The sequence below is a fragment of the Actinopolymorpha sp. B9G3 genome (assembly GCF_040120725.1).
Taxonomy (GTDB): domain Bacteria; phylum Actinomycetota; class Actinomycetes; order Propionibacteriales; family Actinopolymorphaceae; genus Thermasporomyces.
Genome location: NZ_JBEEAB010000012.1, coordinates 174342 through 198537, shown reverse-complemented (window position 1 = coordinate 198537; position 24196 = coordinate 174342). Strand labels below are relative to the sequence as shown.

16 protein-coding genes and 3 pseudogenes are annotated in these 24196 nt (G+C 64.8%); 7 read left to right on the top strand and 12 right to left on the bottom strand.

The features are described 5' to 3' along the window. Positions 1-100: 100 nt before the first annotated feature. Positions 101-286, bottom strand: a complete 186-nt coding sequence (locus tag ABNF93_RS21455) for a hypothetical protein (protein WP_349329912.1) — start codon at positions 284-286, stop codon at positions 101-103. 130 nt (positions 287-416) lie between these two features. Here ABNF93_RS21455 and ABNF93_RS21450 point away from each other — a divergent pair, with 130 nt between their 5' ends. Together ABNF93_RS21450 and ABNF93_RS21445 are read left to right on the top strand one after the other, a co-directional pair. Then, positions 417-1208 (top strand): GntR family transcriptional regulator, encoded by a 792-nt coding sequence (locus ABNF93_RS21450; RefSeq protein ID WP_349329911.1) that lies wholly within the window; start codon positions 417-419, stop codon positions 1206-1208. Then, a complete protein-coding gene (locus ABNF93_RS21445) occupies positions 1159-1761 on the top strand; it encodes a GNAT family N-acetyltransferase (protein ID WP_349329910.1) in 603 nt (200 codons plus the stop codon). Before ABNF93_RS21450 ends, ABNF93_RS21445 begins: the two co-directional genes overlap by 50 nt. Positions 1762-2679: 918 nt before the next feature. Here ABNF93_RS21445 and ABNF93_RS21440 read toward each other — a convergent pair. After that, positions 2680-2859, bottom strand: a complete 180-nt coding sequence (locus tag ABNF93_RS21440) for a hypothetical protein (RefSeq protein ID WP_349329909.1) — start codon at positions 2857-2859, stop codon at positions 2680-2682. A gap of 1703 nt (positions 2860-4562) precedes the next feature. On the opposite strand from ABNF93_RS21440, the gene ABNF93_RS21435 reads away from it, so the two are divergent. The 3 genes from ABNF93_RS21435 to ABNF93_RS21430 all read left to right on the top strand — a co-directional run bounded on the left by ABNF93_RS21435 (position 4563) and on the right by ABNF93_RS21430 (position 14481). Beyond that, the gene (locus ABNF93_RS21435; RefSeq protein WP_349329908.1) at positions 4563-12311 is read left to right on the top strand and encodes a golvesin C-terminal-like domain-containing protein; all 7749 of its coding nucleotides are present in this window, start codon (positions 4563-4565) and stop codon (positions 12309-12311) included. A 438-nt stretch (positions 12312-12749) separates the two neighbouring features. Then, on the top strand, positions 12750-13763 hold the full coding sequence (locus ABNF93_RS34980) for an SMI1/KNR4 family protein (RefSeq protein WP_502877601.1): 1014 nt from the start codon (positions 12750-12752) through the stop codon (positions 13761-13763). Between the two features lie 55 nt (positions 13764-13818). After that, positions 13819-14481, top strand: a complete 663-nt coding sequence (locus tag ABNF93_RS21430; protein WP_349329907.1) for a DUF4241 domain-containing protein — start codon at positions 13819-13821, stop codon at positions 14479-14481. A 663-nt stretch (positions 14482-15144) separates the two neighbouring features. Here the strand turns inward: ABNF93_RS21430 and ABNF93_RS21425 are convergent. From ABNF93_RS21425 to ABNF93_RS21395, 7 genes and pseudogenes are all read right to left on the bottom strand, one after another. Then, positions 15145-15438: a magnesium chelatase subunit ChlI family protein gene (locus tag ABNF93_RS21425; RefSeq protein WP_349329938.1), complete on the bottom strand. Its 294-nt coding sequence runs from the start codon at positions 15436-15438 to the stop codon at positions 15145-15147. Further along, positions 15438-15512 (bottom strand): annotated as a pseudogene (locus tag ABNF93_RS21420) (ATP-binding protein); the annotation flags it as partial. The pseudogene ABNF93_RS21420 and the gene ABNF93_RS21425, both read right to left, overlap by 1 nt. Before the next feature lie 4 nt (positions 15513-15516). Then, positions 15517-16025, bottom strand: a pseudogene (locus tag ABNF93_RS21415) (ATP-binding protein). A 142-nt stretch (positions 16026-16167) separates the two neighbouring features. Continuing rightward, a pseudogene (locus ABNF93_RS34975) lies at positions 16168-16227 on the bottom strand (hypothetical protein); the annotation flags it as partial. Positions 16228-16901: 674 nt separating this feature from the next. Further along, a complete protein-coding gene (locus ABNF93_RS21405) occupies positions 16902-17861 on the bottom strand; it encodes a recombinase family protein (RefSeq protein ID WP_349329906.1) in 960 nt (319 codons plus the stop codon). Continuing rightward, positions 17815-18342: a recombinase family protein gene (locus ABNF93_RS21400; protein WP_349329905.1), complete on the bottom strand. Its 528-nt coding sequence runs from the start codon at positions 18340-18342 to the stop codon at positions 17815-17817. Before ABNF93_RS21400 ends, ABNF93_RS21405 begins: the two co-directional genes overlap by 47 nt. Before the next feature lie 71 nt (positions 18343-18413). After that, entirely contained in the window at positions 18414-19088 is a 675-nt protein-coding gene (locus ABNF93_RS21395; RefSeq protein WP_349329904.1) for a HigA family addiction module antitoxin, read from the bottom strand. A gap of 370 nt (positions 19089-19458) precedes the next feature. Between ABNF93_RS21395 and ABNF93_RS21390 the strand changes: the two genes are divergently transcribed. Next, the gene (locus ABNF93_RS21390; RefSeq protein WP_349329903.1) at positions 19459-20079 is read left to right on the top strand and encodes a DUF305 domain-containing protein; all 621 of its coding nucleotides are present in this window, start codon (positions 19459-19461) and stop codon (positions 20077-20079) included. Positions 20080-20160: 81 nt separating this feature from the next. On the opposite strand, the gene ABNF93_RS21385 is transcribed toward ABNF93_RS21390, so the two are convergent. Next, complete coding sequence (locus ABNF93_RS21385) at positions 20161-21570, bottom strand: MFS transporter (RefSeq protein ID WP_349329902.1); 1410 nt, start codon at positions 21568-21570, stop codon at positions 20161-20163. Between the two features lie 91 nt (positions 21571-21661). On the opposite strand from ABNF93_RS21385, the gene ABNF93_RS21380 reads away from it, so the two are divergent. Then, entirely contained in the window at positions 21662-22267 is a 606-nt protein-coding gene (locus tag ABNF93_RS21380; protein ID WP_349329901.1) for a TetR/AcrR family transcriptional regulator, read from the top strand. A gap of 108 nt (positions 22268-22375) precedes the next feature. Here ABNF93_RS21380 and ABNF93_RS21375 read toward each other — a convergent pair whose 3' ends face one another. Both ABNF93_RS21375 and ABNF93_RS21370 read right to left on the bottom strand, forming a co-directional pair. Beyond that, the gene (locus ABNF93_RS21375) at positions 22376-23146 is read right to left on the bottom strand and encodes a phytanoyl-CoA dioxygenase family protein (protein ID WP_349329900.1); all 771 of its coding nucleotides are present in this window, start codon (positions 23144-23146) and stop codon (positions 22376-22378) included. Between the two features lie 29 nt (positions 23147-23175). After that, positions 23176-23952 carry a GntR family transcriptional regulator gene (locus tag ABNF93_RS21370; RefSeq protein ID WP_349329899.1) on the bottom strand — a complete coding sequence of 259 codons (777 nt, stop codon included), beginning with the start codon at positions 23950-23952 and terminating at the stop codon, positions 23176-23178. Positions 23953-24196 lie beyond the last annotated feature (244 nt).

Genomic DNA, 24196 nt, shown 5'->3' with positions numbered 1-24196 from the left:
ACCTGCGAACGATTCCCAGCGGCGGTTCTGACTGATGCGTTCATGGTGCGCTCTCGCTCCTTAGGCAATTTTGTTGACGGCCGGTGGGGATTGGGCTGGTTCATGGGCATTGGCAGATCCGCAGCAGTTCGGCAGCGACCGCGTGCGCGGCCTCGGACTTGCGGAGGACCTCGTAGCAGAGGACGTCGGTACGCGTCGCTTCGATCTCGACAGGCTGGGCCAGGTCGCCAAGCTCGCGCAGGATCGTCCCTAGCTCGCGGCACCGACGTACGTAGCGATCGGACATTCAGACCTCACTCGTATGGACAGGTAAGACAGGTATGTACAGGACGATACACCACAGACCCTACTTGTCCAAACAGGTACCTTCATGTGAGAGACTGACCGGCAATGTTCCGACTGAGAGAGGCCCACGAATGGCAACCGCAGATGGCCGCCCGCTACACCGCCGAATCACCGACGACCTGCGGCGTCGAATCGGCTCGGGCGACTACAAGCCGGGCGACATGCTCCCGTCAGAGGCGGCGCTCAGAGCCGAGTACGACGTAACGCGGGGCACAGTGCGACAAGCACTCCAAGCCCTCGTCAACGAGGGTCTCGTGGACGTCATGCAAGGTCGGGGATACCTCGTCCGGCAACGTGAAGCCCTCATATACGACCTGACCGGCTCCGAGAGCCCGGACCGACGCAGCGGCGCGACCCATGACATCTGGATCACTGACGTGAAGGCGCAAGGTCGTACGCCGGGTATGCGTCTGGATGTGCTGAGAGTTGTCCCGCCTGCCGACATCGCAGCTTGCCTTGAGATCGCCGAGAATGAGGCGGTCGTCCTGCGTCGACGCGTTCGGCTCGTCGACGATCGGCCGTACTCCATCTCGTCGGCGTTCTGGCCGACATCCATTGCGGCTGGTACCCCGATCGAAGATCCAGGTGACATGCAGCCCGGTCCGCTGGCCTGGCTGGCAGCGAGAGGACGTCACCAAGTTCGGCTCGACGGCCGAATTGTCGGCAGGATGCCGACCTCCGATGAGGCGACAATCTTGCAGCTGGCGTCGGGCGCGCCGGTCTTCGAACACACCCGCACCGGCTACGACGCCGACAACGTTCCCATGCGTACCACCGTCGACGTGCTACCAACGGACAGGTTCGTGATCACCTATGACCTCGACAACCGACCACCGGCCGCTGCTCCGGCAGGCAACGCCTGATGATCTACCCGTCGTTTTCGCTCTGTTGAACGAGGCAGCAGAGTGGCTCGCCTCCCGGGGGATCGACCAGTGGCCTGCCCGATTCGAACGGGACAACGAGTGGCGGGCGCAAAGAATCGAGAAGTACGTCGTCGACGGCTACGTGTACATCGCCTCTGATGACCGGGGCTACGTCGGAACGATCACTCTCAGCCCGAACGCCGATCCCGACTTTGCCCACGGTTGGCCTGACGGTCCCGACAACGCGCTGTATGTGTACCGAATGGCAACGATGCGCCGGGCGGCGGGGCGTGGCCTCGGCGCGCGGCTGCTCGCATGGGCGGGGGATCGCGCTGCCCGATCCGGCCGCGCATGGCTTCGCCTCGATGTGCACCGCCATAATCCGGACCTGCAGGCGTACTACGAGCGTCTTGGATTCGTCCGCGTCGGAACGATCGTCACCCCACCGCGCGGATCCGGCGCTCTCTATCAGCGGCCCGCACAGATCAAGCCTGATTCGAGGGTCCTGGATCTACTGACCAGATCACCCGATGGCCAGCCGTCCGATGCGTGACATGGTGGGGGATCCCGCACCCGTGACGAGCGTGAGTGGCATGGCTGGAGAGCTGCCAGCTGGACCTCGGCCAATGTCCGCAGACTGTCCTCGTACAAGTTCGCTGCCTTGTAGCTGAGCTCTCCGCCGAGGTCACTACTCTGACTGTATGAGTACGCCGTCGTCCTATCTCCTCGTGATCGGGGAGCGGGAGGCACTCGCTTGGGTGCTCCGGGAAAACAGGATGGCGTTTCCAGCGACCCGGCGTTCCGAGGTGGATCCGCCTGGCGGTCGGGGACGAGCTCTTCGTCCTGACGACGCGCGGCTGCTTCCACAACCCAGGCCGGGACCGGACCCGAGTGATAGGCCACGCCACGGTCGTCAGCGATGTGCTGCATCGCGACCCGCCGGTTGAGCTGGTGGGCAGAACGTTCACCCGTGGCTGTCGACTTGACATCGACTCGCTCGCACCATACCTGACCGGCGTGGAAGTCGCCCCACTGGTCCGGCGCTTGGAGGCCTTTCCCCGCAAGGATGCATGGTCAATCTGGCTCCGGAGGCCGTTGGTATCGCTGACTCGACGAGACGCGAACCTGCTCCGGAGGAAAGTCGCCCAGATCGCCGAGCCTCTGCAGAGGAACCGTGACAGCTACCTAAGGTCGATCAAACCGGTCGCGACGGTACGCCGTCCAGCTTGACGAGCGAGCTCGGTTCGCACACCCAGCCGAGTCAGGGCCGCCTCGCACGAGTCTCGCCACGAACAGAGGATTGGTGATCTCGGCTCAGCGTCGAGTAGTGACGGGGGAGCATGATGATTGCCCTCGCCTTGTGCTGCCATGCGAAGGTGGCGTGCTGGGTGTGGGTAAAGAACCGACGGCTGGTACGGCAGGGCCACGCTTGACGCCAGCGGTCTGAACTAATCGCCGCGCGAGTGAACCCTCAGGCGTTTTGCTCGCGTCTTGTCTCCCACATGAACTCACCGATTATCCGGATCAGCCTCTCTGCCCGCGCGTCATCGCCCATTGCGGCGCCGGAGAGCTTCCCGATCGCCGACTCGACGTCGAATGCGGCGTCAATGATCGACTCCCGCAGATCCCGTGAGTCGAGGAACTGGTCCATGGCGTTGTTATCGATCTGGTCCGCGATCCCGGGAGCGTCCTCGGCCTTAAGCACGCCACGCGGGACGTGCCGATTCCTCCCGAGCTTGTCGCACTACTTCGTCATCACCTGGAGCAGGTCAGGCCCGCCGCCGACGGCCGTCTGTTCTACGGCAGGGGAGGAGGACACCTCTCTGAGAGCGTGTACGCCCGAGTCTGGGATAGAGCCCGTCGCCAAGCTTTCACAAGAGAGCAGGCCCGCTCGAAACTGGCAGCTCGGCCATACGACCTACGCCACGCTGGCGTGTCCCTCGCACTCAACGCGGGGTGTACCCATAACGGAGGTGGCACGCCGCGCCGGCCACAGCGTGGAGGTACTGCTGCGGGTCTACGAGGGGTGCATTGACGGAGAGGAGTCGCTGTGGAACGAACGCATCGAACGTGCTCTCGGAGGGCCGCCACGTTCCGATGAGTCCCGTGGTGAGCAGGGCGGGAGTGAAGGCGCATGACGAACGCCCCGGAGGCCGAAGCTGCAAGGACACGCGCGACTGGTCGCTGCACAAGCTCGGAGGCAGGTCTCGCGTTCACCGGGTGCGCCCACATCACACGCCCGAGCGCTTGACGACCTACCCCCTCCACGCGCAACGGGGCATCCATCGGTACCCGCCGGGTGCGGCGCCACTACCAAGACCGGGAAACCCTGCACGATCGACCACGCCCTCGCCCCTTTGATCAAGTCCGTGGCCGAGGATTTGATCCGATGTAGAGAGTTTTATCCGGTTCATCCTGAGATAGATGAGGCCGAACTTCAATCCGAAAGGTTGTTCGCGCGAGCTGACTTGTTGGGACCTGCTGGCCGGCCGTTTCCGGACGGCAAGGGTTTTTCGCCGTTTTGGCATCAGTGGAGCATTTCGCTCCTCGGCACATTAGGCATGTTTTGACTGTTAAGTTCCCTTCGTTCGCCGGTTCAAAGGTAATGCTAGGTGCCTAGCTGGACCATAAGCCTCTAATGGTAATCATCTTCTCATTTGGGATTGATGATTTGTCCCGCCGTTTGCTCACGGCCGGTGAATTCTTGGCGTCCCACTAGTCGGGATGGTCCGGAGTGGTGTAGACATTCGCCAGTTTGGGCTGGACCGGCGTGCCGCTCCTCGGGGAAGCCCTTGGGTCTTGGGTGGGGAGTCGTGCATGGGTGTGTCTGGGTTGTCTGGCGTGAGCAGGTCGTCCTTGCTGGCTGTTCGTCGCCGCGCTCTGGCGTTTCGGGTGTTGGGGGTGGTCGCGGCGTGTCTGCTTTGGGTGGGGTTGGTGGCACCGCCTGCCATAGCGGGCCAGTTGTTGAGCGGTGCGGTTCCGAAGGCGCCCGCGTCGTCAGGGGTGGTGGGGGCAGCGACTTCACCGCTGCGAGCTGCTGCGGCTGCGGATGCTTCCGTGGCAGCCGGTTCGAGGTCGGCGGCAGGTGTTTCGGCTGGCGCGGCGTCGGTGGCAGTGCGGTCGGGGTCGGTGCAGGCGTTGGCGGCGGAGGATTCGGGGACCGAGGCCGCGGGTGGGGAGTATGTGCCGCTGACGCCGTTTCGGATCGTCGATACGCGTAGTGGGTTGGGTGGCTACACGGGAACCATCGGGCCCGATACGGCGCGGTCGTTTGATGTACAGGTAGGCGAACCAGGAGGCGAGAGTCCGCCGTGGGGTGTGCCGCCTACAGGTGTGTCTGCGGTGGTGATGACGGTGACGGTTCCGCCGCAGCCGAACAGCACTTGGTTGGCGGTCTATCCGACGGGTGAGCCGCGTCCGACGGTGTCGCAGCTGAGCGTGACAGGTGGGGTCAGCGAGGCGAACACTGTGGTCGCGAAGCTCGGCACCGGCGGTCAGGTCGACATCTACAACCGGTTCGGCTCTGTCGATGTCGTGATCGACATCCAAGGCTACTTCACCGACTCGACGGTGACGACGGCCGGCGGCACGTTCGTTGCCTTGTCGCCGCGGCGTATCTACGACACCAACAACGCCGGCGAGGTGCCACTGCAGGCTGGTGAGACCCGGGACGTTCAGGTGACCGGGGCCGGTGGTGTGCCTGCGTCGGGCGTGTCTGGTGTGGCGGTGAACCTGACTGTTGATTCCCCGAGCTCCAAGATGAGCCTGCTCGCCCACCCCACCGGTGACACAGACGGGTCGGCAACAACACTGCACGTCGAGGCCGGCCAGATAGGTTCAGCATTCGCGCAGGTGAAGATCGGTACGGGTGGGAAGATCAGCGTCAAGGTCAACGCAGGTTCCGGTCCGGCGCGGCTGATGGTGGACGTGGAGGGCTACTACCTCGACGCCGCGCAGAATGGGCGGGACTTCTATGTGCCGATCAGCCCCCGCCGCATCTACACCAGCAGCACGGACCTGGACGCGGGTGAGACCAGATCGATACAGGTCGCGGGCGCGAAGGATGCCGGCGGGGCGGTGGTGGTCCCATCGACCGGCGTGAACGCAGTGGTCCTTTCAGTGACCTCTGCTGCACCGGCTGCGAAAGGCATCATGGTTGGCTGGCCAACCGGCCAGACACAGCCGAACGCGACACTGCTCAGCTACAACGAGCCCGACAACAACGTGACAGGCACGGCGATCCTGCCGCTAGGCACCGGCGGGAAGATCAACATCTACTCCTCGGCAGCGTCTGGGCTGGTCATCGACGTCCAGGGCTATTACCAGACGATGGTGGATCTGAAGACTCCGGACGTCATCTATGCGACCGGACCGAAGCTGACCTGGAACCCGTATATCGACCCGAGTCCAGCCGACTTTAACGACATCGTCGAGTATCAGGTCCACCGCTCCACCAGCCCAACGTTCACAGCGTCCGCGGCGACGCTGGTGGCGCCGGTTTCGAAGACGGTCACGACCTACACTGACACTACCGCGACACCGACCGCGGCCGATGACGCCAACCCGTATGGGCGGATCTACTACTACCGGGTGGCGGTGAAAACCAAAGACGCCGGTCTGTCAGTTTCCAAGCCTGAACCGGTCAAGCTGCCGAAGGCGGGTCGGATCATCCGGGTCCTGCACGGTGCAAGCGTCGCGGCGGATACCTACATCGAGAACGGAACGTCTACACCAACAGGTGCGGCATCTCCTGTTCTGGTGGTCGGGTCGCCTGAGGAAACCGTCGACGAGCACCGTGCGCTCGTGGACTTCGACACCTCGCAGATCCCGACCGGATCCACGGTGACCGACGCCGACTTCAGCATGTGGGGTAACCGGCCCGGCCTGGACGGAGAAACAGGAATTGGCGGGAACGACGTCTTCAGCGTGCACGCCCTGACCCGCGACTTCGATCCGGCTACGGCCACCTGGACCAAGGCCAACGCCACCACAAACTGGGCCACCCCTGGCGGCGACTACAATCCGACCGCGGCGGCGAACAAGACCGGCCTCCTCGTGAACACGCCGGACTGGCACACCTGGAAAGTGACCAGCGCTGTTTCCAACTGGATCACAACCCCCACCAGCAATCACGGACTGCTGGTGAAGCCCACCCCCGAACCAGAGCACTTGCCGGCCCACTTCGCGGGCACCGCGACCATCTCCGATCCAAATCACCGGCCCGCGCTTACCGTCACCTACCTAGAGAAAACGACCGCCTCGACCTACTATGCGCCGGATACGCCGGCGCGGATGATCCCCGGCGACATCTACACGGTGCCGGTCACGGTGTCGAACGCGACCACGACGAGTTGGCCGGTAGCAGATTGGGTGGTCTCGTACCGGTGGGAGCTGCCGGATGGTAGCCCCGTTCCCGGCGCAGGCAGCTCGTCGCAGACCGCGTTGCCGAAGACGGTGGTCTCCGGTGACACGGTGACGGTGAACGCGGAGGTGAAGACGCCGATCCAGTCCGATGAGGGGAACAAGCGGCTGGCCTACGTGCTGCGGTGGGAGCTGTTCAACAAGACCACCAGCCAGTGGCTGTCCCAAACCAGTCCGTCGATTGGCAGTCTGAACCAGAACATCACGGTGGAGGATCCGACCTCCAGTCCGCTGGGGCTGGAGCGGTTCTACTCCTACAGCGGCCAGGCCACCGGCGCCGGGTCTGCGATGCTGGTGAACAACGCCGCTGGGAATGCGGTCTGGTCCTATGACGCGTTCTCCAACCCCTCCCGCGGGTTGAACACGTTCCTGCGCCTGGCCTACAACTCCCTGGACACCTCCGACACGATGGCTGGGTTCGGCTGGTCACTCCAGCCGGCGGCGCCTACCAGGTTGGGCACACCGTTGGACTTCCACCCCAACCCGAACCCGACCAAGGTCACCATGACCGACGGGGACGGCACCAGCCACGTTTTCCGATGGGACGCCCCAACCGGGAAGTGGCTCCATCCGGCCGGGGTGCACATGCTCCTGCAAGAACTCGCCGACTGCGGCCCACCAGTGCCAGAAGAGGACCGAGCCTGGGTGATGACCCGCCCGGACCGCACCAAGTTCTACTTCGACTGCGAAGGCTACGTATCAGCCGTGGTCGACAACAACGGCAACGAGCTCGTCTTCAGCTACGAGCAGCGCAATTCCAACAACAAGCCCACCAAGTTCCTCAAATACATCACCGACCCGAACAACCTTGACACCCTCACCCTCGACTACTACGAGAAAGGGCAGCCCTACAGCTACATCGACGGCACCGGGGCGGTGATCAACGGCGCGAATCTGACCAACCCGCACATCATCGACAAGGTAGAGCAGGTCAGCGACATCTCCGGCCGGAACCTGGCCTTCACCTACACCGACAAGGGCCTGCTCGGGCGGCTCGTTGACGGTGCCGGTGATGCGAACGCGAAGACGTTCAAGTTCGACTACGACGCCGACGAGGGCAACAAGAACGTCAAACTGGTCACGGTCACCGACCCGCGCACCAACAACACCCGCATCGCCTACTACGACCCGCCCGCAGACCCGAAGTTCCACTGGTGGGCCCAAACCATCACCGACCGGCTCACCAACGCCACCGGCTTCGTCTACTCCGACCCGGACGGATCTGGAGGTTCGCAGATCCAGACCGTCGTCACCGACGCCGAAAACCATGCCACCGACTTCGTGCTGGACGGGTTTGGCCGACCAACCCAGATCACCAACGCCAAACAAGAAGTCACCAAGCTCGGCTGGGACGACGACAACAACCTGATCCGGCTCGAGGAGCCCAACGCGGCGGTCACCACCTGGGTCTACGACCCGAACACCGGCTACCCGAAGGAGATCAAGGACGCCGAGGCCAACCTCAACAGCACCGCCGGCACCAAGTACGACTACACGCCGATCCTCGGCCCGGACGTGCACGTCGCTGACCTGGCTGCCAAAACCAGCCCGGAAGGCCGCAAGTGGGCGTTCACCTCCAGCCCGACCGGTGACCTGCTGACGGTGACCGACCCAGCCGGCACCGCCACCACTGGGGACCCGAACGACTTCAAAACCAGCTACAGCTACGACAGCTTTGGGCAGCTGCTGACTGCCACCGATGCGAACGGTCACACCACCAGCTTCAGCGACTACGACGTCACCGGCTTCCCGCAGACGATCGACGATGCCGACCCGGACAACGCCAACACCACCGTCGTCTACGACGCCCGCGGCCAGGTCACCAAGGTCACCGACGCGAACCAGAAGGACACGCTGCAGGAATACGACGTGTTCGGCCGGCCCGGTAAGCGGACCGAGCCGTTCATCCCCGGCCAGCCAATCATCACCCCGGCACCGGAGTACGACGACAACGACAACGTCACCAAGGCGTTCACCCCCAACCCCGACAACGCCGTCTACACCGGCGCCTACAGCGCCACGGACAAGCTGATCGAGGCGACCGAGCCAGTCGACCAGACCGGTGACCCGGCCCGCAAGACCAGCTACACCTACGACAAAGTAGGCAACCTCAAAACCGTCACCGAGCCTAAGGGCACCCTCACCACTACCGACCCGGACGACTTCAAAACCAGCTACAGCTATGACGTTGTCAACCAGTTGGAGGAAGTGACCGACGCCGACAGCGGTGTCACCAGCTACAGCTACGACAACGTCGGGAATCTGATCAAGGTGGTCGACCCGCGCAAGAGTGCCACCCCCGACGCCAACGACTTCACGACCAAGTACACCTACAACCGGAACCACTGGCGCGCCTCCACCACCGATGCTGCCGGCAAGGTGTTCAAGGTCGGCTACGACAAAGACGGGCTGGTGTCGTCGTTCAGGGACTGGGCAACACCACCGGTCGACGGGCCGCAAACCCTGTACACCCTTGACGCCCGTGGCAAGGTGTCGCAGGTTCGGGTGCCACATACCAGCGACGGCGTCAGTGCTATCTACCGCGCAACCAAGTACGAGTACGACCAGGTAGGCAACCGCACCAAGGTCATCTCCCCGCGCGGGGTCGCCACCGGCGACCTGACCGACTTCCTCACCGAGACCCGCTACGACGAAATGAACCGGGTCGAGGAGGTCCGCTCCCCGTTCGACCCTGCCGATGCCAATCCCGCCTACCGCACCGCGAACATCACCACCTACAGCTACGACGACGTAGGCCGACTCGCCACAGTGTCCGCGCCGCCGTCACAGGGCCAGGCCGTTGGCAGCAACGACACCAGCTACACCTACTACGACAACACCTGGACCAAGACCGCGACCGACCCGTGGGACATCCAGACCAAGTACGAGTACAACACCCTCGGCCAGCAAACCACACGTGAGCTGACCGGCGGTGGTGGCGACACGAGTGCCCCGGACCGGGTACAGACCTGGGGCTACTACCCCAGCGGAAAGCTCGCCGCCCGCGCCGACGAAGGCATCAAGGTCGGCGCGCAGCGGGTGCTGGTCGACAACTCCGACACCCAAAACACCGTCGCTGCCCCCGCCGGCTCCTGGGCCACCGGCACCACCGCCACCGGCAAACACGGTCCGGACTACCGCACCCGTACCGCAGGCGGCACGGACACGTTCACCTGGAAACTACGCATCCCGCAAGACGGCAGCTACCAGGTCTATGTCAAGTACCCGGCCGTGCCCGGCGCCGGCTCAGCCTCCTACAAGATCACCCACGCGTCCGGCACCGCCACGCCGTCGGCGATCAACCAGAACAACAACACCGGGACCTGGGTGGCCGTAGGCGCACCGCTCACCTTTGACGAGCAGGCCACCAACCAAAAGATCGTCCTCACCCAAAACGCCGCAGGTGGGGGAACGGTGACCGCCGATGCGGTGAAACTGGTCCGTACCGCCACCGAAACCGACAACGAAAAGGTCGACTTCGGCTACCTCTACGACCCCAACGGCAACCTGAAGACCATCGACGACAAGAGGTCGGGCGCACCCGTCGACTCCTACGCGGTCACCTACAGCGAGCTGAACCAGGTGACCAAGGTCGAGGAGATGGTCGGCGGCGCCGCTGCACACACCACCCGCTACGGCTACGGCCCGAACGGCAACCTGATCAGCCGCGAACTCGACGGAACCACCGCGACGTTCGAGTACGACGTGCGGGACCTGCTATCCAAGGTCACTGACCCGAAGGTGACCCGCTACACCTACACCGACCGCGGACAGCGGCTACAAGAAACCAAACCGAACGGGAACACCGTCGACTACACCTACTTCCTCGATGGCCGGCTCGACACCCAGACCGAAAAGAAGCCCTCCGGCACTATCGTCGCCTCCCACGACCAGGCCTGGGACCCCAACGGCAACAAGATCCAAGACATCGCCGTCAAGCAGAACGCCGACAACCCCGGCGCCAGCCTGAACACCACCACCTCCTGGACCTACGACCCCCTCGACCGCATCAAGAGCCTCACCAAGACCGGAACCGGTGCTGGAAGCGAGTCCTACACCCACGACGCGAACAACAACGTCGTCACACAAACCATCACCGCCAGCGGCACCACCACCGAAACCGACTACACCTACGACCGCAACCGACTCCAGACCACCGCCATCAGCATCAACGGCGGAACCGCCGCGACCGCCGACTACAACTACGACCCGTACGGCCGGCTGGACACGGTCACCAACCGCGTCGGCGACGCGTTGATCGAGTCCTACCGCTACGACGGCTTCGACCACATCGCCCGGCACACCAAGACCGGCGCCGGCACCACCACCTACACATACGACGCCCTCGACCGCACCACCACCAAAACCACCGACGCCGGCGGTGCGGGCGAGAAGACCACCGACTTCGAGTACCTCGGACTGACCGAGCAACTCGTCAAGGAACTCAACCAGGCCGGTCAGGCCACCAAGACCTTCAACTACGACGCCTACGGTCGGCGCCTCTACCAAACCAAGAAAGACACCGGCGGCGGAGCCGACGAAGACGGCTACTACTCGTATGACCCACACAGCAGCATTGACACCATCACGGGATCCACAGGTGACACCAAAGCCACCTACGGTTACACCGCCTACGGCAACAACGACGAAGCCCAGTTCACCGGCATCGACAAGCCCGATGCGCAAGATCCCACCAAAGAGCCGTACAACCCCTACCGCTACACCGCCAAACGGTTCGACCCCAACGCCGGCAGCTACGACCTCGGCTTCCGCGACTACAGCCCAGGCATCAACCGCTTCCTTACCCGCGACAACTACAGCGGCGCCCTCGCCGATATGAACCTAGTCACCAACCCATTCACCGGCAACCGCTACGGAATGGCCGCCGGCAACCCCATCTCCGGCATCGACTACGACGGCCACGAAGTCTCCGACGACTACCTCTACATGTATCCCGACCCCGAAGGAGCTGCCCGCACAATAAAGGACCAAACAGGCACTGCGACCGCTGACCCTCGGGACGGCGCCGTCATTGCCGGGGTCACCACTCCTATCGGCAGAGTGGGACCTGCGACTTCGCCGCGAATCACCACGGGCCGCTCGGGTACTGGACCGACCGCCGGAAGGGCTGGACCAGGAGTTATCGGAGTTGCTGCACCGATACTTATTGAGGACGTCCTCGACTCCTGGGAACTCGGTGATGGTCGGCGAAACATCGACGACGACGCGAACCGAGACGACTGCCTTTCAGAGCAATCAGCCAGTGCCGGATACATTCAATACTTCAACCCTGACGGCGGCGGCCGGGCGTCTGGCGCATTAGCCTGCTTGCCCCCCTGGGCTCGGAAGGTAGACGGTAGACAGCCGCAGACTCCGGTCGGTTGGAAGCCAGGCATGGATAGAAGTCATCTCATTGCCCGTCAATTTGGCGGCACGAGCGACCGACTCAACGTTGTGCCACTTTGGCCCAACGTGAACCAGGAGGCGATGGTGGAATACGAAGATGAAGTGAGAGAGCGGCTGAATAGTGGGGAGCGCGTCTACTATTCAACTGTGCCGATCTATAGCCGGCCGGCAGGTATGGGATACTATCCGACAGATCCACCTGCCGGGCTACAAATCTATATAGCAAGCAGTGGGCGTGATGACATTGTTAATGAATTCATGCCGAACATGCCATAGTTGTGGCGAATGCTGACCAAGTCCAGGCCACGGCAGCGGTGGCTCCACGGAGATCATGTCTTTTTGGCAATACTGTTGTCGTCCCACGCTGGAGGTCAAGCCGAAGTGCGTGAGGACATAGCGAAGGACCGGTCTTGCCTGTCCACCGGCCTCACTGCTGCAAAGCATCACCGCCGACTGCGACGGCTCCGGGAGCGGCGTGCCTCGTCGAACAAGCCGGGCGCCGACCCCCTCCTCGCTCCGATGTGCCATGCATGGCGGGGGGTAGTATAGTTGCGTTTCTCCACATGACGTTCGTACTCCTTGGAGTTGTACCTAGTGAACTCCGTACAGCAGTTGAGCCAACTACTCGGGATAGAGGATCGGCTAGGCAGTTTCCCCGACTGGGAGGCGGTGGAACGGTCTGTCGGACTGCGGTTACCTGATGACTACAAGGACATGGTGGAAACATTTCCGGACGGATTGTTCCAAGGCTTGATTCAATTGAACCGGCCAGGGGATCAAGATTATCCTCCGAATGAATTCCTGGGTTTCTACGCCTACAGTCCGCTGGGCGACATGCGTTCATGGCGTGAGACGGGAAGTGGTAACTTTCCGTATCCGATCTTTCCGGAGCGCGGCGGGGTGTTGCCATGGGCACGGGCTGCGCGGTTGAGCGGGTACCTCTTTTGGGTAACGAATCACGATGATCCAAACAGGTGGCCGGTCGTCCTTGCTGACGGGGAGTTCACAAACTGGCGGAGCTTTCATGGAGGGGCAAGTGAGTTCCTACTGGAGGTTGTTCAAGGTAGATTTGACGTGAGTCTGCTCGGACGACCGTCCCTTCAAGCAGAATTTGTGTCGCTTCAGCCACGCCCGCCCAAATCAGAAGTTACGGAACCTCTGCCGGGACCTTGGTTCTGGCAGAGGGTCATGAATGCCAAAGGCGGACGCCCGACAAGCCAGTTTCTCGTGCTTTCCGAGATGCTAGGACCGGCCCAGTCCGTCGTAGCACCGGTCGATTGGCCTCTGGCCGAGCGCCAACTGCAGTGCAGATTGCCAGATGACTACAAAGAGTTTGCCGATACCTATGGCGCAGGCACCTTCTGCGATATCACAGTCGCGGCCCCGTACGCTGGTGGTGAGACCGACCTGTCTGGCTTTCTGGACCGGTCGTACCGTCGCCTGATAAGCGAACGTCATCCAGGGTCTCCGTCGGCGCCGGTGTATCCCGAGCCTGGCGGCATGGTGCCGTGGGGTGAAACCTGGGATGGGGTCACCTGCTGCTGGCTTCCACTTGAACCAGACCCGAATCGGTGGGGTGTAATCGTATCGCTGAAGAACCGACTAAGATATCACCCGGACTTGTCCTTTAGTGCCTTCCTTGCTAAGTACGCCGGTGGCGAGAAGGTCTTCTTCCGATCGCGTAAGCCCTGGTCTGGCTCGCCACGCTTCATAGCCGTCAGTCCGTAGTCCAGAGCCGATGAAGCACCTGTCTATGGAAAGTAGAGGTTAGAGATAGAGGGTTATGGCGCCAATCCAGCCTGATCTTGAAGGTGTGTTCCGGTCCGGTGCCCGCTATCGGTGGAGCGGCGATCCGCGAGTGTCCGTGCAGCAAGTTGAAAATGCGGGCTATCTGCACCTTCCAAGTGGCCGTATATTGGCCTGCGATCCAACATGGGGCTCAGGTATCGCGGAACGAGTTAGACCACTCATGCTGGTGGTCGAGCCTGGAGCCTATCCAGTGAGATTGGCGGTAACTTGCAAGGACCCACCTGGACCTTCTCGAGAAATTGCGGCGGTCAAGATCGCCTTCCGCGAGCTGCCTGTGGCCACGTGGGAACTGGCACGTCTTGAGGATCAACCGCATGCTGCCGCATCTTTCGCTCGGCTCGAGGTCGACAGCGGGAAGGGATGCCTCGTCGACTCGGGCGCGTGTCCGGCGCTGGCCGCATCTAATGACAGCCTGGGATCCAGAAGGCATAAAAGGGCAATCGAAGACATCGCACAAAGGGACTGGATCAATGTCCTTCTCGACGCAGAAATAGGGGTGAACGCGGTGGTTTTCAAATGCCCCTTGGGCGATGGTGTCTATCCAATCTGGATCGGCCGCACGATGGCAGGCGAACCTGTGTCCGTGGTCGCGCATCTTGGGCTCATACAGCACAGCTTGGGCCGCATTCCCGACTAGCGATGCTAGGATGTATGCGGCAGAAGATCGCGGTGTCGTTCTGTTCCGAGACTATGGCTGCGGGTAAGGCATATCCGAGCGTAGGCGTTGCTGATTCGGGCCGACAGCTGGGCCGGCGATGGCTGACCAGAGGAACTTCATCGGCTCCGAGGACGTCGATGTCGCCGCCCATCCCCGCCACAGTGTGACCAATGCGCGGCATTGCCGCGCTCGGCGCGAGTCAAGCTTGGGGAAACGACGAAGCCCGCCGCAGGTAGTCCGCGCAATCTCAAGGTCGGCCGAGGACCGACAGGCTGCGCCGACCGTCTGCTCCCACTTCAGACGCTGGCTCGAGCCATGGATGGAGGCTTTCGACGAACTCCGCGCCGAAGGTCGGATCACGGCGGCCGATGTCTTCGGCTGAGATCATCTGGCTCCGCGCGTGAGGAGCGTCAGGCTCGGGCGGGTGACGGCTGTAGCTTGCCGGATCGGTTGGCGCCACAACTGGCGTCGCGACGGGTCCGGTGGGGACTGCACAGGGCGCCGATCGCGCGGCACGCGTACGGCCCTCCCGCCTACCGCCTCTTACTCCCACCGGTTCGGCCTGAAGGCCTCGGGCTCCCCGGAGAGCCTGCTGTCGGGATGGCCGGATCATCGCACAACTTCTGGCGCGCTGTGTCGTGGTCAGTGCAACATCAGCAAGGTAGACGCCCAGTCGATTCGAAGGACGCGGTCCGCTCCCCGAGCGGTCAGCCAGCCGCTCGACAGATGGCTCTCCAGTACGGGCAGGGCCGACGGCTCAGGCGGCCAACGCCGGCGGAGCTCGTAGCCAGCCACGTGGGCGTTGAGTGACCAGGGCAGTCCGGCATAGCGATGTGCCTGACGCTCCCTCGCCGCGCCGACTCGCGCCGCGACGACCTCAGTCGACTCGACGAGCTGCTCGTGCAGTAGACGCCCTTCCCGTACGCCCGGCCGCAGGGGCACGGGTTCGCCGCCAGCACCAGCTGGAACCGGGCCGGCAGCCGAGCCGTCCCCGCCGAACGGGCGATCACCACTTCACCGTTGTGCTCCAAGGGCTGTCGGAGCGCGTCGAGTACGCTGGGCCCGGAACTCTGGCGCCTTGTCGAGGAACAGGATTCCGCGATGAGCGAGCGAGACGGCTCCCGGACGCGCGACCCGCGAGCCTTCGCCCACGATCGCCGGCAGCGACGCGCAGTGGTGCGGATCGCAGAACGGCGGTCGGACGATGAGCGGCGCGTCAGCCGGTAGCAGGCCCGCTACGGAGTTGATCGCCTGACCTCGAGCGCCGCGACAGGTGGCAGATCCGGCAGCAGGCCGGGCATGCGTTCGGCGAGCATGGTCTTGCCGGCACCACGCGGGCCCGACATGAACAGATGGTGGCCGCCGGCCGCCGCTACCTCGGCTGCGCGTCGGGCGGCTGCCTGCCCGAGCACCTCGGCGAGATCCTGCCCGTCCAGGCGATCCGGACGGCGAAGACCGCCCTGGTCCTCGGCCGTCGCCGGCTCGTCCGCCGAGACGTACGCAGGCTCGTCCGGGGATGTCATCGCCTCGAAGCAGGGCGACGACCTGACGGAGCGACCGGACGCCGAAGCCCTCCGCGCCTTCAACGAGCTTCGCCTCGCCCACGTTGGGCTCCGGAACGACGAACCGCCGCCACCCCGCGGCCGACGCGGCGATCACGGACGGCAGCGTGCCCCGGACCGGCTTGACGCGGCCGTCGAGCCCGAGCTCGCCCAGGATGATCACGGGCTCCAACGCCGCCTGGGATACGACATCCGCGGCCCCGAGGACTACCTACGACCCGCTCGACCGAACCACTTCCAAAACCACCAACGACGGTCGTCGCGGAAGGCGAAGCCTGACCGCGCCGGGTGCTGCGACCAGATCACCTACTGGTATCCCCGATCATGACCAACCGGCTGCCGTGGTCTCCGCGGTACCACGAGACCCTTGGACAACTATCCATGGAACCCGGAGAACCCCTGCCGCGGCACTGCTTCTTGGGCGCGGCCAAAGGGCGATACTTTGACGAGCACGGCAACGAACTACCGGGCCCAATCGAACCTGTCGGCGACTACGGGCTACACAGCTTCCGCACCATTGACGACCAAGTGAGCGACGCAGTGGGCATCGCGAGAAGTGCCCTGAGGGCAGATCCGCCAGGTGTGCTTACGGGTGATTATGGACAGCGTCCTCAGCCGGGTATCGATACGTCGTACCTATGGCGTCACCAACGATCGTCAGGACTGGAATGTAGTTGTCGTCGACACATGGTCGGAGCGAGGCTGCATGAAGAAATCGGCCAGCCGGCGGCCCACCCGCGGCCCAACCAGCGATTTCAAGGAAACCCCCAAGTCAAAGCTATCCGGTGAGCACTCTGTAAAACCGTCGGCACGACCACACATGCTGGGGGTCGGAGGTCACTGCCATCGCCGGCCAAGAGGGACCGCCCCGAGTGCTCCGGCGGCGAACGGGAGCGCGTTATGTACGTGCCAGCTCTTCGGGGTGATCCTTACCGATGTCGGATCGAAGGTCTTCCGTCCTCGGGCTGTCGGGTAGAGCTTGACCGTACAGAGCGCGTCGATGACGTTCCGTCGAATCATCAGGGGCGCGGCGTCGAATGCGGCGATGGGGTTCGGAGCAAACAGAGTCGACGCGGCGGCCGAACCGACCGCGAGTCTGGCTTGCGCCGCCTCGGCGCTTGATAGCTCGGCGTGGACCTTCTCGCTCGCGACGGCGTACCGGCGTCCGTCGATGTGGCCTGCGTCGTAATCGTCCCCGATCTGGGAGAGCCGACTCCGAAGCCGATTCACATCGTCCCCGACGCGTCGAAGTTCGTCGGATGCTTCCGGCGTAATTAGGTTTGCCAGATCTGGTCGGCCAAGCCTCTCGCGAACAACCCGCAGTACGAAATCGTCGATGCCTGCCTGAGCGCGCGTCAGGCATCCCTCACGACACCTGTACCGGTTGCCCGACCACGCGTATATGCGACGACCGCACACACCGCACTCGTACAAGCCGGAGCCGAGGTGTTTGCGATCGTGTCCGTACCTGTTCGTCTTGCGGCGCGGATCGTTCAGCCGTGCCTGGACGGCAACGTATAGTTCGTCGTCGACGATCGCTTCCCAACCTCCGAGCTTGCCGTTCTCCTTGCCTTGATAGACCGCCCGGCCTGCATAACGAGGGTTCATCAATGCACCTCGGACGGTCGACGGATGCCACCTTGGCGAGCCGTGCCGGGTCGGTACGCCCATCTCCGTGAGCCAAGCGGCGATAGAGCGCAGCGAGTCGCCGACAGCAAAACGCTCGAACATCTGCCGGACGATTGCCGCCTCATGGTCGATCAGCGAGCCGTCGACGGCGTACCCGGTCAGTCGCACACCAAGCGGGGCGACCAGTTTCCGCCCGTTGCAACGCCGCGCGCCGCTGGCGGGCGGACTTTCGCTCGACCTCGTTTCGACCCACACTTGCCTTGATTCGCGCGAACAGTCGGCCAGCGTCGGTGGAGAGGTCGGCCTCTCCGTTGGCGGTGACAAGCAGTAGACCGCGATCGGTCGCACGGTCGATCCAGTCCTCGAGCTGGCGTGGCTGCCGGGTCAGGCGGTCGAGGTCCCAACAGATCAGGGCATCGAACTCGCCGGCATCGTATGCGGCGACGAGCTTGTCGTACCCCGGGCGCTCCCGGCGTTTGTCCGACGCCGAGATCGAGTTATCGACATACTCGGCCACGATGGACCAACCGCGTTGCGCCGCCAGGCGATGGCAGTCTTCCTGCTGGCGCCGCACTGCGAGTTGGTCGCCGGTAGCGTCGAGCGACTGTCGGAGGTAGATCGCGCACCGTGTACCGCGTGCATCGTCCATCAGGATAGTGTTGCACGATCACGCAATCGGGTGGAGTTCAAGTTCAACGTGTGACCGGAGGCGCTCACGCTTCACGCAGTGAGCGGCGTGATGGCGTCGATCTCGGCCCGATGCCGATCTTTCTCAATCTCGATGTCGTAGTCGGCCTGGACGTTCAGCCAGTACCGCTCGCTGAGCCCAAGTGCCTTGGACATGCGTACTGCGGTCTCGGGAGAGATCCGGCGCTTGCCGTGCACGATCTCGTTGATCCGGCGCGGTGAGACTCCGATCGCCTGGGCTAGGCGGTACTGCGAGATGCCCAGAGCGTTCCGGAAGAAAGAAGCGATCAACGAGACAGGGACATGGGCATGAACCGCAGGGCCGTTGACCTTTTCTGGTGTCCGCTTGATGTGGCGCGGGCTTGATCTTTTCTGGTTCGCGTACATGCCGGGGGAGTACTGACTGCGTAAGGTGGTGGCGTGTCGATGACCTGGACGGCTCCCGCGCCGGCGATGCGCACGCCACGACAGGGCGCGGTACAGCGTGCGCGCGAGCCGCGACGGTTGATGCTCGCCCTCATGCTCCTGGCTGGCATTTTCGCCATGCACGGGGTTCAGATCGTGTGCGGTCACATGGGAGGGCACACCCCCGGCGAAGCCGTGCCGTCGGCTCGCGACACACAGGCCGCGGCATCTGGTCCGCACGCCAAAACCGATGTCACGGCGCCGCGCCAGGTAGCTCCTGATACAGCGGCCGACACCGTCCATGGCCGCTCCGCGGTGACGGCCACAGTCGGACCAGCAAAGCGCGTTCACACCCGCGGGTCGGAGCCGAGGCCTCTGCCCACAGACGTCGGACCGGTGATGGGGTTGTGCATCGCCGTGCTCGGCGGGGGTGTGTTTCTGTTCGGCCTGCTGTTCCGGGTAGGTCGGGGCTGGGCTGTGTGCTCGGCCTCCGCCATGTCCGTGTCCGCAGTTGTCTTGTCGTACCTACGATCCAGGCGACGACGACCCCGCTCCCTCGCACGAACCCTCTCCGTGCTCTGCGTGTCGCGGACCTGATCCGCCTCGTGCCGACGGTCGTTTGGCCGGTCGGCGTACGGGACAGATCAACCGACAAGCAGAACACGGAGGATTCGTGCGTAAACCTGTTGCTTTCCTGCTCGCGTCGTTCGCTGCAGCCGTGCTGATCGTCAGCTGCGGCGGTAGCGGTACGACACAGAACGACGACGCCAAGAACAAGCCCGGCGACACCACGTCCGCCAAGGCGGCGTTCGACGACGCTGACGTGGAATTCGCCCAGGGCATGATCCCGCACCACCGCCAGGCGGTGGAGATGGCCGAGCTTGCACCGACCAGGGCGCAGAGCCCGCAGGTCAAGGAGCTGGCCGCGCAGATCAAACGGGCACAAGATCCGGAGATCAAGACCATGTCCGGCTGGCTGAGGTCCTGGGGCGAAGAGGTGCCTGAGGACACCGGTGACACCGGCATGGACCACGGCGGCATGGACATGGGCGAGGACATGCCCGGCATGATGTCCGGCGAGCAGATGGCCGACCTCGAGGCGGCGAAGGGTGCCGCCTTCGACCGGATGTTCATGGAGCTGATGATCGACCATCACGAAGGTGCGATCGAGATGGCCGAGACCGAGCAACGCGACGGCGAGAACACCGCCGCCAAGAAGCTCGCCGCGACCATCGAGAAGGCCCAGACCGCCGAGATCGCCCAGATGCGGAAGCTACTCGCCAACTCCGGCTGACGGCTCTCGCGTTCGCTGCCGAGAAGGGGGCAGCTCCAGGTCGGCCCTGGGGCCGCCCCCTTCCGTTCTGCGGTGGGGACGTCAGGTCGAGGCGCTGCTGGGTGCTGTCTGTGGGGCGGGCTTCGGCGGTGTCAGCGCTGCGGCGACAAGGGCGGCGACGCCGGCGGCCGCGGCTGCGACGACGAAACCATCCGTGAAGCCGGCGAGAGTGTCGCCGACGAGGCTGGCTGCCGCCACGCTCGAGACAACGGCCGCCCCGCTGGCAGCACCGAACTCATGGAAGGTGCTGACGATGCCCGAGGCGATGCCGGCCTCGTGGGGGGCCACCTGGCCGAGCGCGGTGGCCGACGCGACGACGAAGAGGGCGCCGGACCCGGCGGCCGCGATCGCGACGCCGATGACAACGGTGGCCGGCCGCATCGACAGGGCGGGGATGGTCATCCCCGCTGCGGCGACGATCAGGCCGGCGACGGCGAGGGGCCGCGCTCCCAGCCGGCCGATGGAGCGGCCGGTGAGGTGGGCGCCGGCCATCGTTGCCAGTGCCACCGGGAGGAACAGCAGGCCCGTCTGCATCGCGCCGTATCCCTGCCCGTGCTGGAAGTAGAACGTGCCCAGGAAGAACACGGCGATCATCAACGCCGTCGCCAGCAGGATCAGGAAGGTGCCGGCGGCCACTGGGCGGCGAGCGAGCAGCCGGACGTCCATCAACGGCGAGCGGGCCCGCTTCTGCCAGGTCACGAACGCCAGGTAGCCGACCGCGGCGATCAGGACGAGCACGGCGGTGGTGACAGTAAGCCAGCCGCGATCACCGGCGCTGATGAACGCGTAGATCAGCGCCCCGGATGACGCGGTGACCAGGAAGGCCCCGAAGACGTCGAGTCGGGCTCCGGTCGCGGCCGGGGTCTGCGGCGGCAGCATCCGGCCCAGCGCGACGATGATCACCAGGCCGATCGGAACGTTGACGAAGAACACCCATGGCCAGCCTGGCCCGGCGGTGAGGACCCCTCCTAGCAGCACCCCGAGCGCCGCGCCGCCGCCGCCGAGCGCGGACCACACGCCGAGCGCCTTGTTCCGCTCGTTGCCATCGAACAGCGTGACGACCAGCGACAGCGCCGACGGCGACAGCAGCGCCGCCCCGACGCCCTGGGCGACGCGCCCGCCGATCAACATGCCCGAGGCCTCAGCAAGCCCGGTCACCAGCGACGCCACCGTGAAGATCAGCAGACCGGCGAGCACGATCCGCTTCGCCCCGAGCAGGTCCGCGAGCCGGCCGCCCAGCAGCATCAGCCCGCCGAACGTCAACGCGTACGCGCTGATGGTCCAGGCGAGGGCCTCGCGGCTCGCCCCCAGGTCGGTCTCGATGTGCGGCAGCGCGATGGCCACCACCGTGATGTCGAGGATCAACATCAGCTGGGCCACTCCGAGGAAGCCCAGGATTCGCCAGCGCAGTGGGTGCAGCGTACGTTCCACGCCTGTCTCGTCGAGTGTCATGACCGGCCTCCCGCCGTAAGTCGTACGTTCGCGTACGAATTCTGAACCGGGAGCTTAACTCGTATATTCCCGTACGAGATAGGGTGGTGGCATGGCTCCTGCTGCCGCACGGCCGCGCAGGCGCGCCGACGCCGAACGCAGCATCGCCGCCGTCGTCGCGGCGGCCCGAACCTGCCTCGGCCGGGACCCGTCCGCGACCATCGACGACATCGCGAAGGCCGCGGGCGTGGGGCGGATGACGCTCTACGGCCACTTCCGCACCCGGGCGCAGCTGGTCGAGGCGGCACTCGCCGACGCACTCCGGGCCGGTGAGGAGACGCTGGCCGCCATCGACCTCGGTGGCGACCCGCGGGACGCGCTGACCCGCCTGCTCGAATCCAGCTGGTCGCTCGTCGCCGAATCAGCCGCACTGCTCCAGGCGGCTCAAGACGTCCTGCCCGCCGGGCGGCTCCGCCAGTTGCACGACGCGCCTGCCGAGCGGGTCCAGCAACTCATCCGCCGCGGCCAGGAAGACGGCGTATTCCGCACCGACCTCCCAATCGCCTGGCTGGTCAGCGTCGTGCACTACCTGCTGCACGGCGCGGCGGTCGAACAGCGGGCCGGACGCCTCGAGAACCCCGACGTCACCCACATCGTCACCACGTCCGTGCAGTCGATTCTCGCCCCGCCCGCACCAGCCCCAACACATCCAGAGTGACCATCCGTCATTCCAGCGGGCTGGTGGAAGTGGACCCTGATCGTGGCGGCCTGGAGGTGTACGCCGCCCTCGTTGGCCGGAGGGCGGAGCGCCCGCCCGGACGGCGAGTCAGGACCCGTGGGGTCCAGGGCGTTGCCAGTAGAAGTCGCGCGGTTCGGCGCGGCGCCTTGCCGGGCGGCCGAAACCCATGATGTACGCACGACGCGGCGAGTCCGACCGGTTCGGCCCCGTGTAGTGCAGCGTCCGCGACCCGTGGACCGTCGCCCCACCGAATGCCAACGGGCAGGCGGTCACTGGCAGGTCAGCGATGTCGCCGTCGTACTCCAGCGCCTCGACACTCGGGTCGTCGCTGATGTGCCGGTGTGGCAGGACGTCGTCTCGGTGGCTCCCGGGGACGAACTGCATGCAGCCGTTCTCGACCGTCGCCTCCTGCAGGGGCATCCAGAAGCTGAGGGCGTCGTATTCGAGTGCCGGGTCCCAGTACGCCTCGTCCTGGTGCCACGGCGTCGCGGCACCGTGCCGGCCAGGCTTGAGGATCGCGTGGTCGCCCATGCGTTCGGTGTCGGGTCCGAGCAGCTGCCGGGCGATGGCGAGCGCCCGCTCGCGCGCCTGGATGTGCTGGAGTTCCGGTGCGTACTTCTCCGGGCTGAGGACCTGCGGCAGGGTCTCGTGGCCGTCGTCGTCGATGCCGGCGAGCTCGAGCCGGTCTCCGGCGGCGAAGTCCTTCCTGGCGGCGAAGAGCTGGTCGTAGATCGCCTGCAGGCGGATGATCTCCTCGGCCGAGGTCAGGGCAGTCACGACGAGGAACCCGTCGCGGTGGAATGCCGCCACCTCATCCGGAGTGAGGGGTGCCAGCGGCGTCGAGGTGGTCTCGGTCATGGGAACTCCTTGTCGGCGGTTGAGTCGACTCAGCCGGTGCCGGCGGCCAGGGTCGCGTGGAACCGGTAGCGGTCGGCCCGGTAGGTGATCCGCCCGCATTCGACCGGCCGGCCGAGTTGGTCGTAGGTCGTCTGGGAGGTGATGAGAACCGGTGCCCCGACCGCGATGTCGAGAAGGTTCGCCACCCGGTGGTCGGCGGCGTCGGCCTCGATCGCGTACGCCGCATGGGTGGGCGTCGCGCCGCGTTCCTCTAGTGCGGCATAGAGCGAAGCGGTGCCGAAGTCGACCTTGGCGATGTCGGCCGCGAGCCGGCTGAGGGGTACGACGCTGCGCTGGATCGCCACCGGGGCATCGTCGAACAGGCGCAGGCGTTCGAGTGCGAGCACGCGCTCGCCGCGGTCGACGGAGAGTTGCTCGGCCTCGCCAGCGGTCGACCGCCGGACGCGGCGGCTGAGTACGCGTGCACGTGGCTTGACGCCCTGCTTGGTTGCCAGGGCGGTGAAACTTCGCAACGCCCCAGGCGATTCGCTGAGCTGGCCCGGCGTCGCGTACCACCCACGGCCGGCCGACGGCGTGAGAAGCCCTTGCTGGACGAGGTTCTGGAGTGCTCGCCGCAACGTCACCCGGCTGACGCCGAGTTGCTCGCAGAGGATGCGTTCGGGGACCAGCCTGCTGCCGGCGCGGATCCGGCCGGTCGTGATCTCGGTGGCGAGGAGTCGGCGAACCTTCTCGTACGCAGGTTCCGGGCCGTCACGGCTGATCGGCTCGGCGAGGTGGGAGGCCTTCGAGGCAGCTGCCCGCGTCACCGCCGAACGGTATCACGTGGTATGCACAGTTCTGCAGTGGTCATACGCGGTATCACGTGGTACGCAACGAACGGAGCAGGCCTGGTACGCAAAAGACCGAGATGCAGCCGTACCGGCCTGGGACTCCGCACACGCAGATTCGGCCAGTGACCGCGAAGGCGCGGATACTGAAGGTTCTCCGCCGAACGGACAACCTGCTTTCGTTGTCGGCGACGCCTCGAAGAAACCTCGACTCCATGGCCGA

What these genes read in the sequence shown, in the direction of transcription:
- ABNF93_RS21395 (WP_349329904.1), bottom strand. Translation starts at nt 19,088, where the DNA reads ATGGACGGTGTCGGCCGCTGTATCAGGAGCTACCTGGCGCGGCGCCGT.
- ABNF93_RS21385 (WP_349329902.1), bottom strand. Translation starts at nt 21,570, where the DNA reads ATGACACTCGACGAGACAGGCGTGGAACGTACGCTGCACCCACTGCGC.
- ABNF93_RS21380 (WP_349329901.1), top strand. Translation starts at nt 21,662, where the DNA reads ATGGCTCCTGCTGCCGCACGGCCGCGCAGGCGCGCCGACGCCGAACGC.
- ABNF93_RS21375 (WP_349329900.1), bottom strand. Translation starts at nt 23,146, where the DNA reads ATGACCGAGACCACCTCGACGCCGCTGGCACCCCTCACTCCGGATGAG.
- ABNF93_RS21400 (WP_349329905.1), bottom strand. Translation starts at nt 18,342, where the DNA reads ATGGACGATGCACGCGGTACACGGTGCGCGATCTACCTCCGACAGTCG.
- ABNF93_RS21445 (WP_349329910.1), top strand. Translation starts at nt 1,159, where the DNA reads ATGACCTCGACAACCGACCACCGGCCGCTGCTCCGGCAGGCAACGCCT.
- ABNF93_RS21455 (WP_349329912.1), bottom strand. Translation starts at nt 286, where the DNA reads ATGTCCGATCGCTACGTACGTCGGTGCCGCGAGCTAGGGACGATCCTG.
- ABNF93_RS21440 (WP_349329909.1), bottom strand. Translation starts at nt 2,859, where the DNA reads ATGGACCAGTTCCTCGACTCACGGGATCTGCGGGAGTCGATCATTGAC.
- ABNF93_RS21430 (WP_349329907.1), top strand. Translation starts at nt 13,819, where the DNA reads ATGGCGCCAATCCAGCCTGATCTTGAAGGTGTGTTCCGGTCCGGTGCC.
- ABNF93_RS34980 (WP_502877601.1), top strand. Translation starts at nt 12,750, where the DNA reads ATGGTGGAAACATTTCCGGACGGATTGTTCCAAGGCTTGATTCAATTG.
- ABNF93_RS21450 (WP_349329911.1), top strand. Translation starts at nt 417, where the DNA reads ATGGCAACCGCAGATGGCCGCCCGCTACACCGCCGAATCACCGACGAC.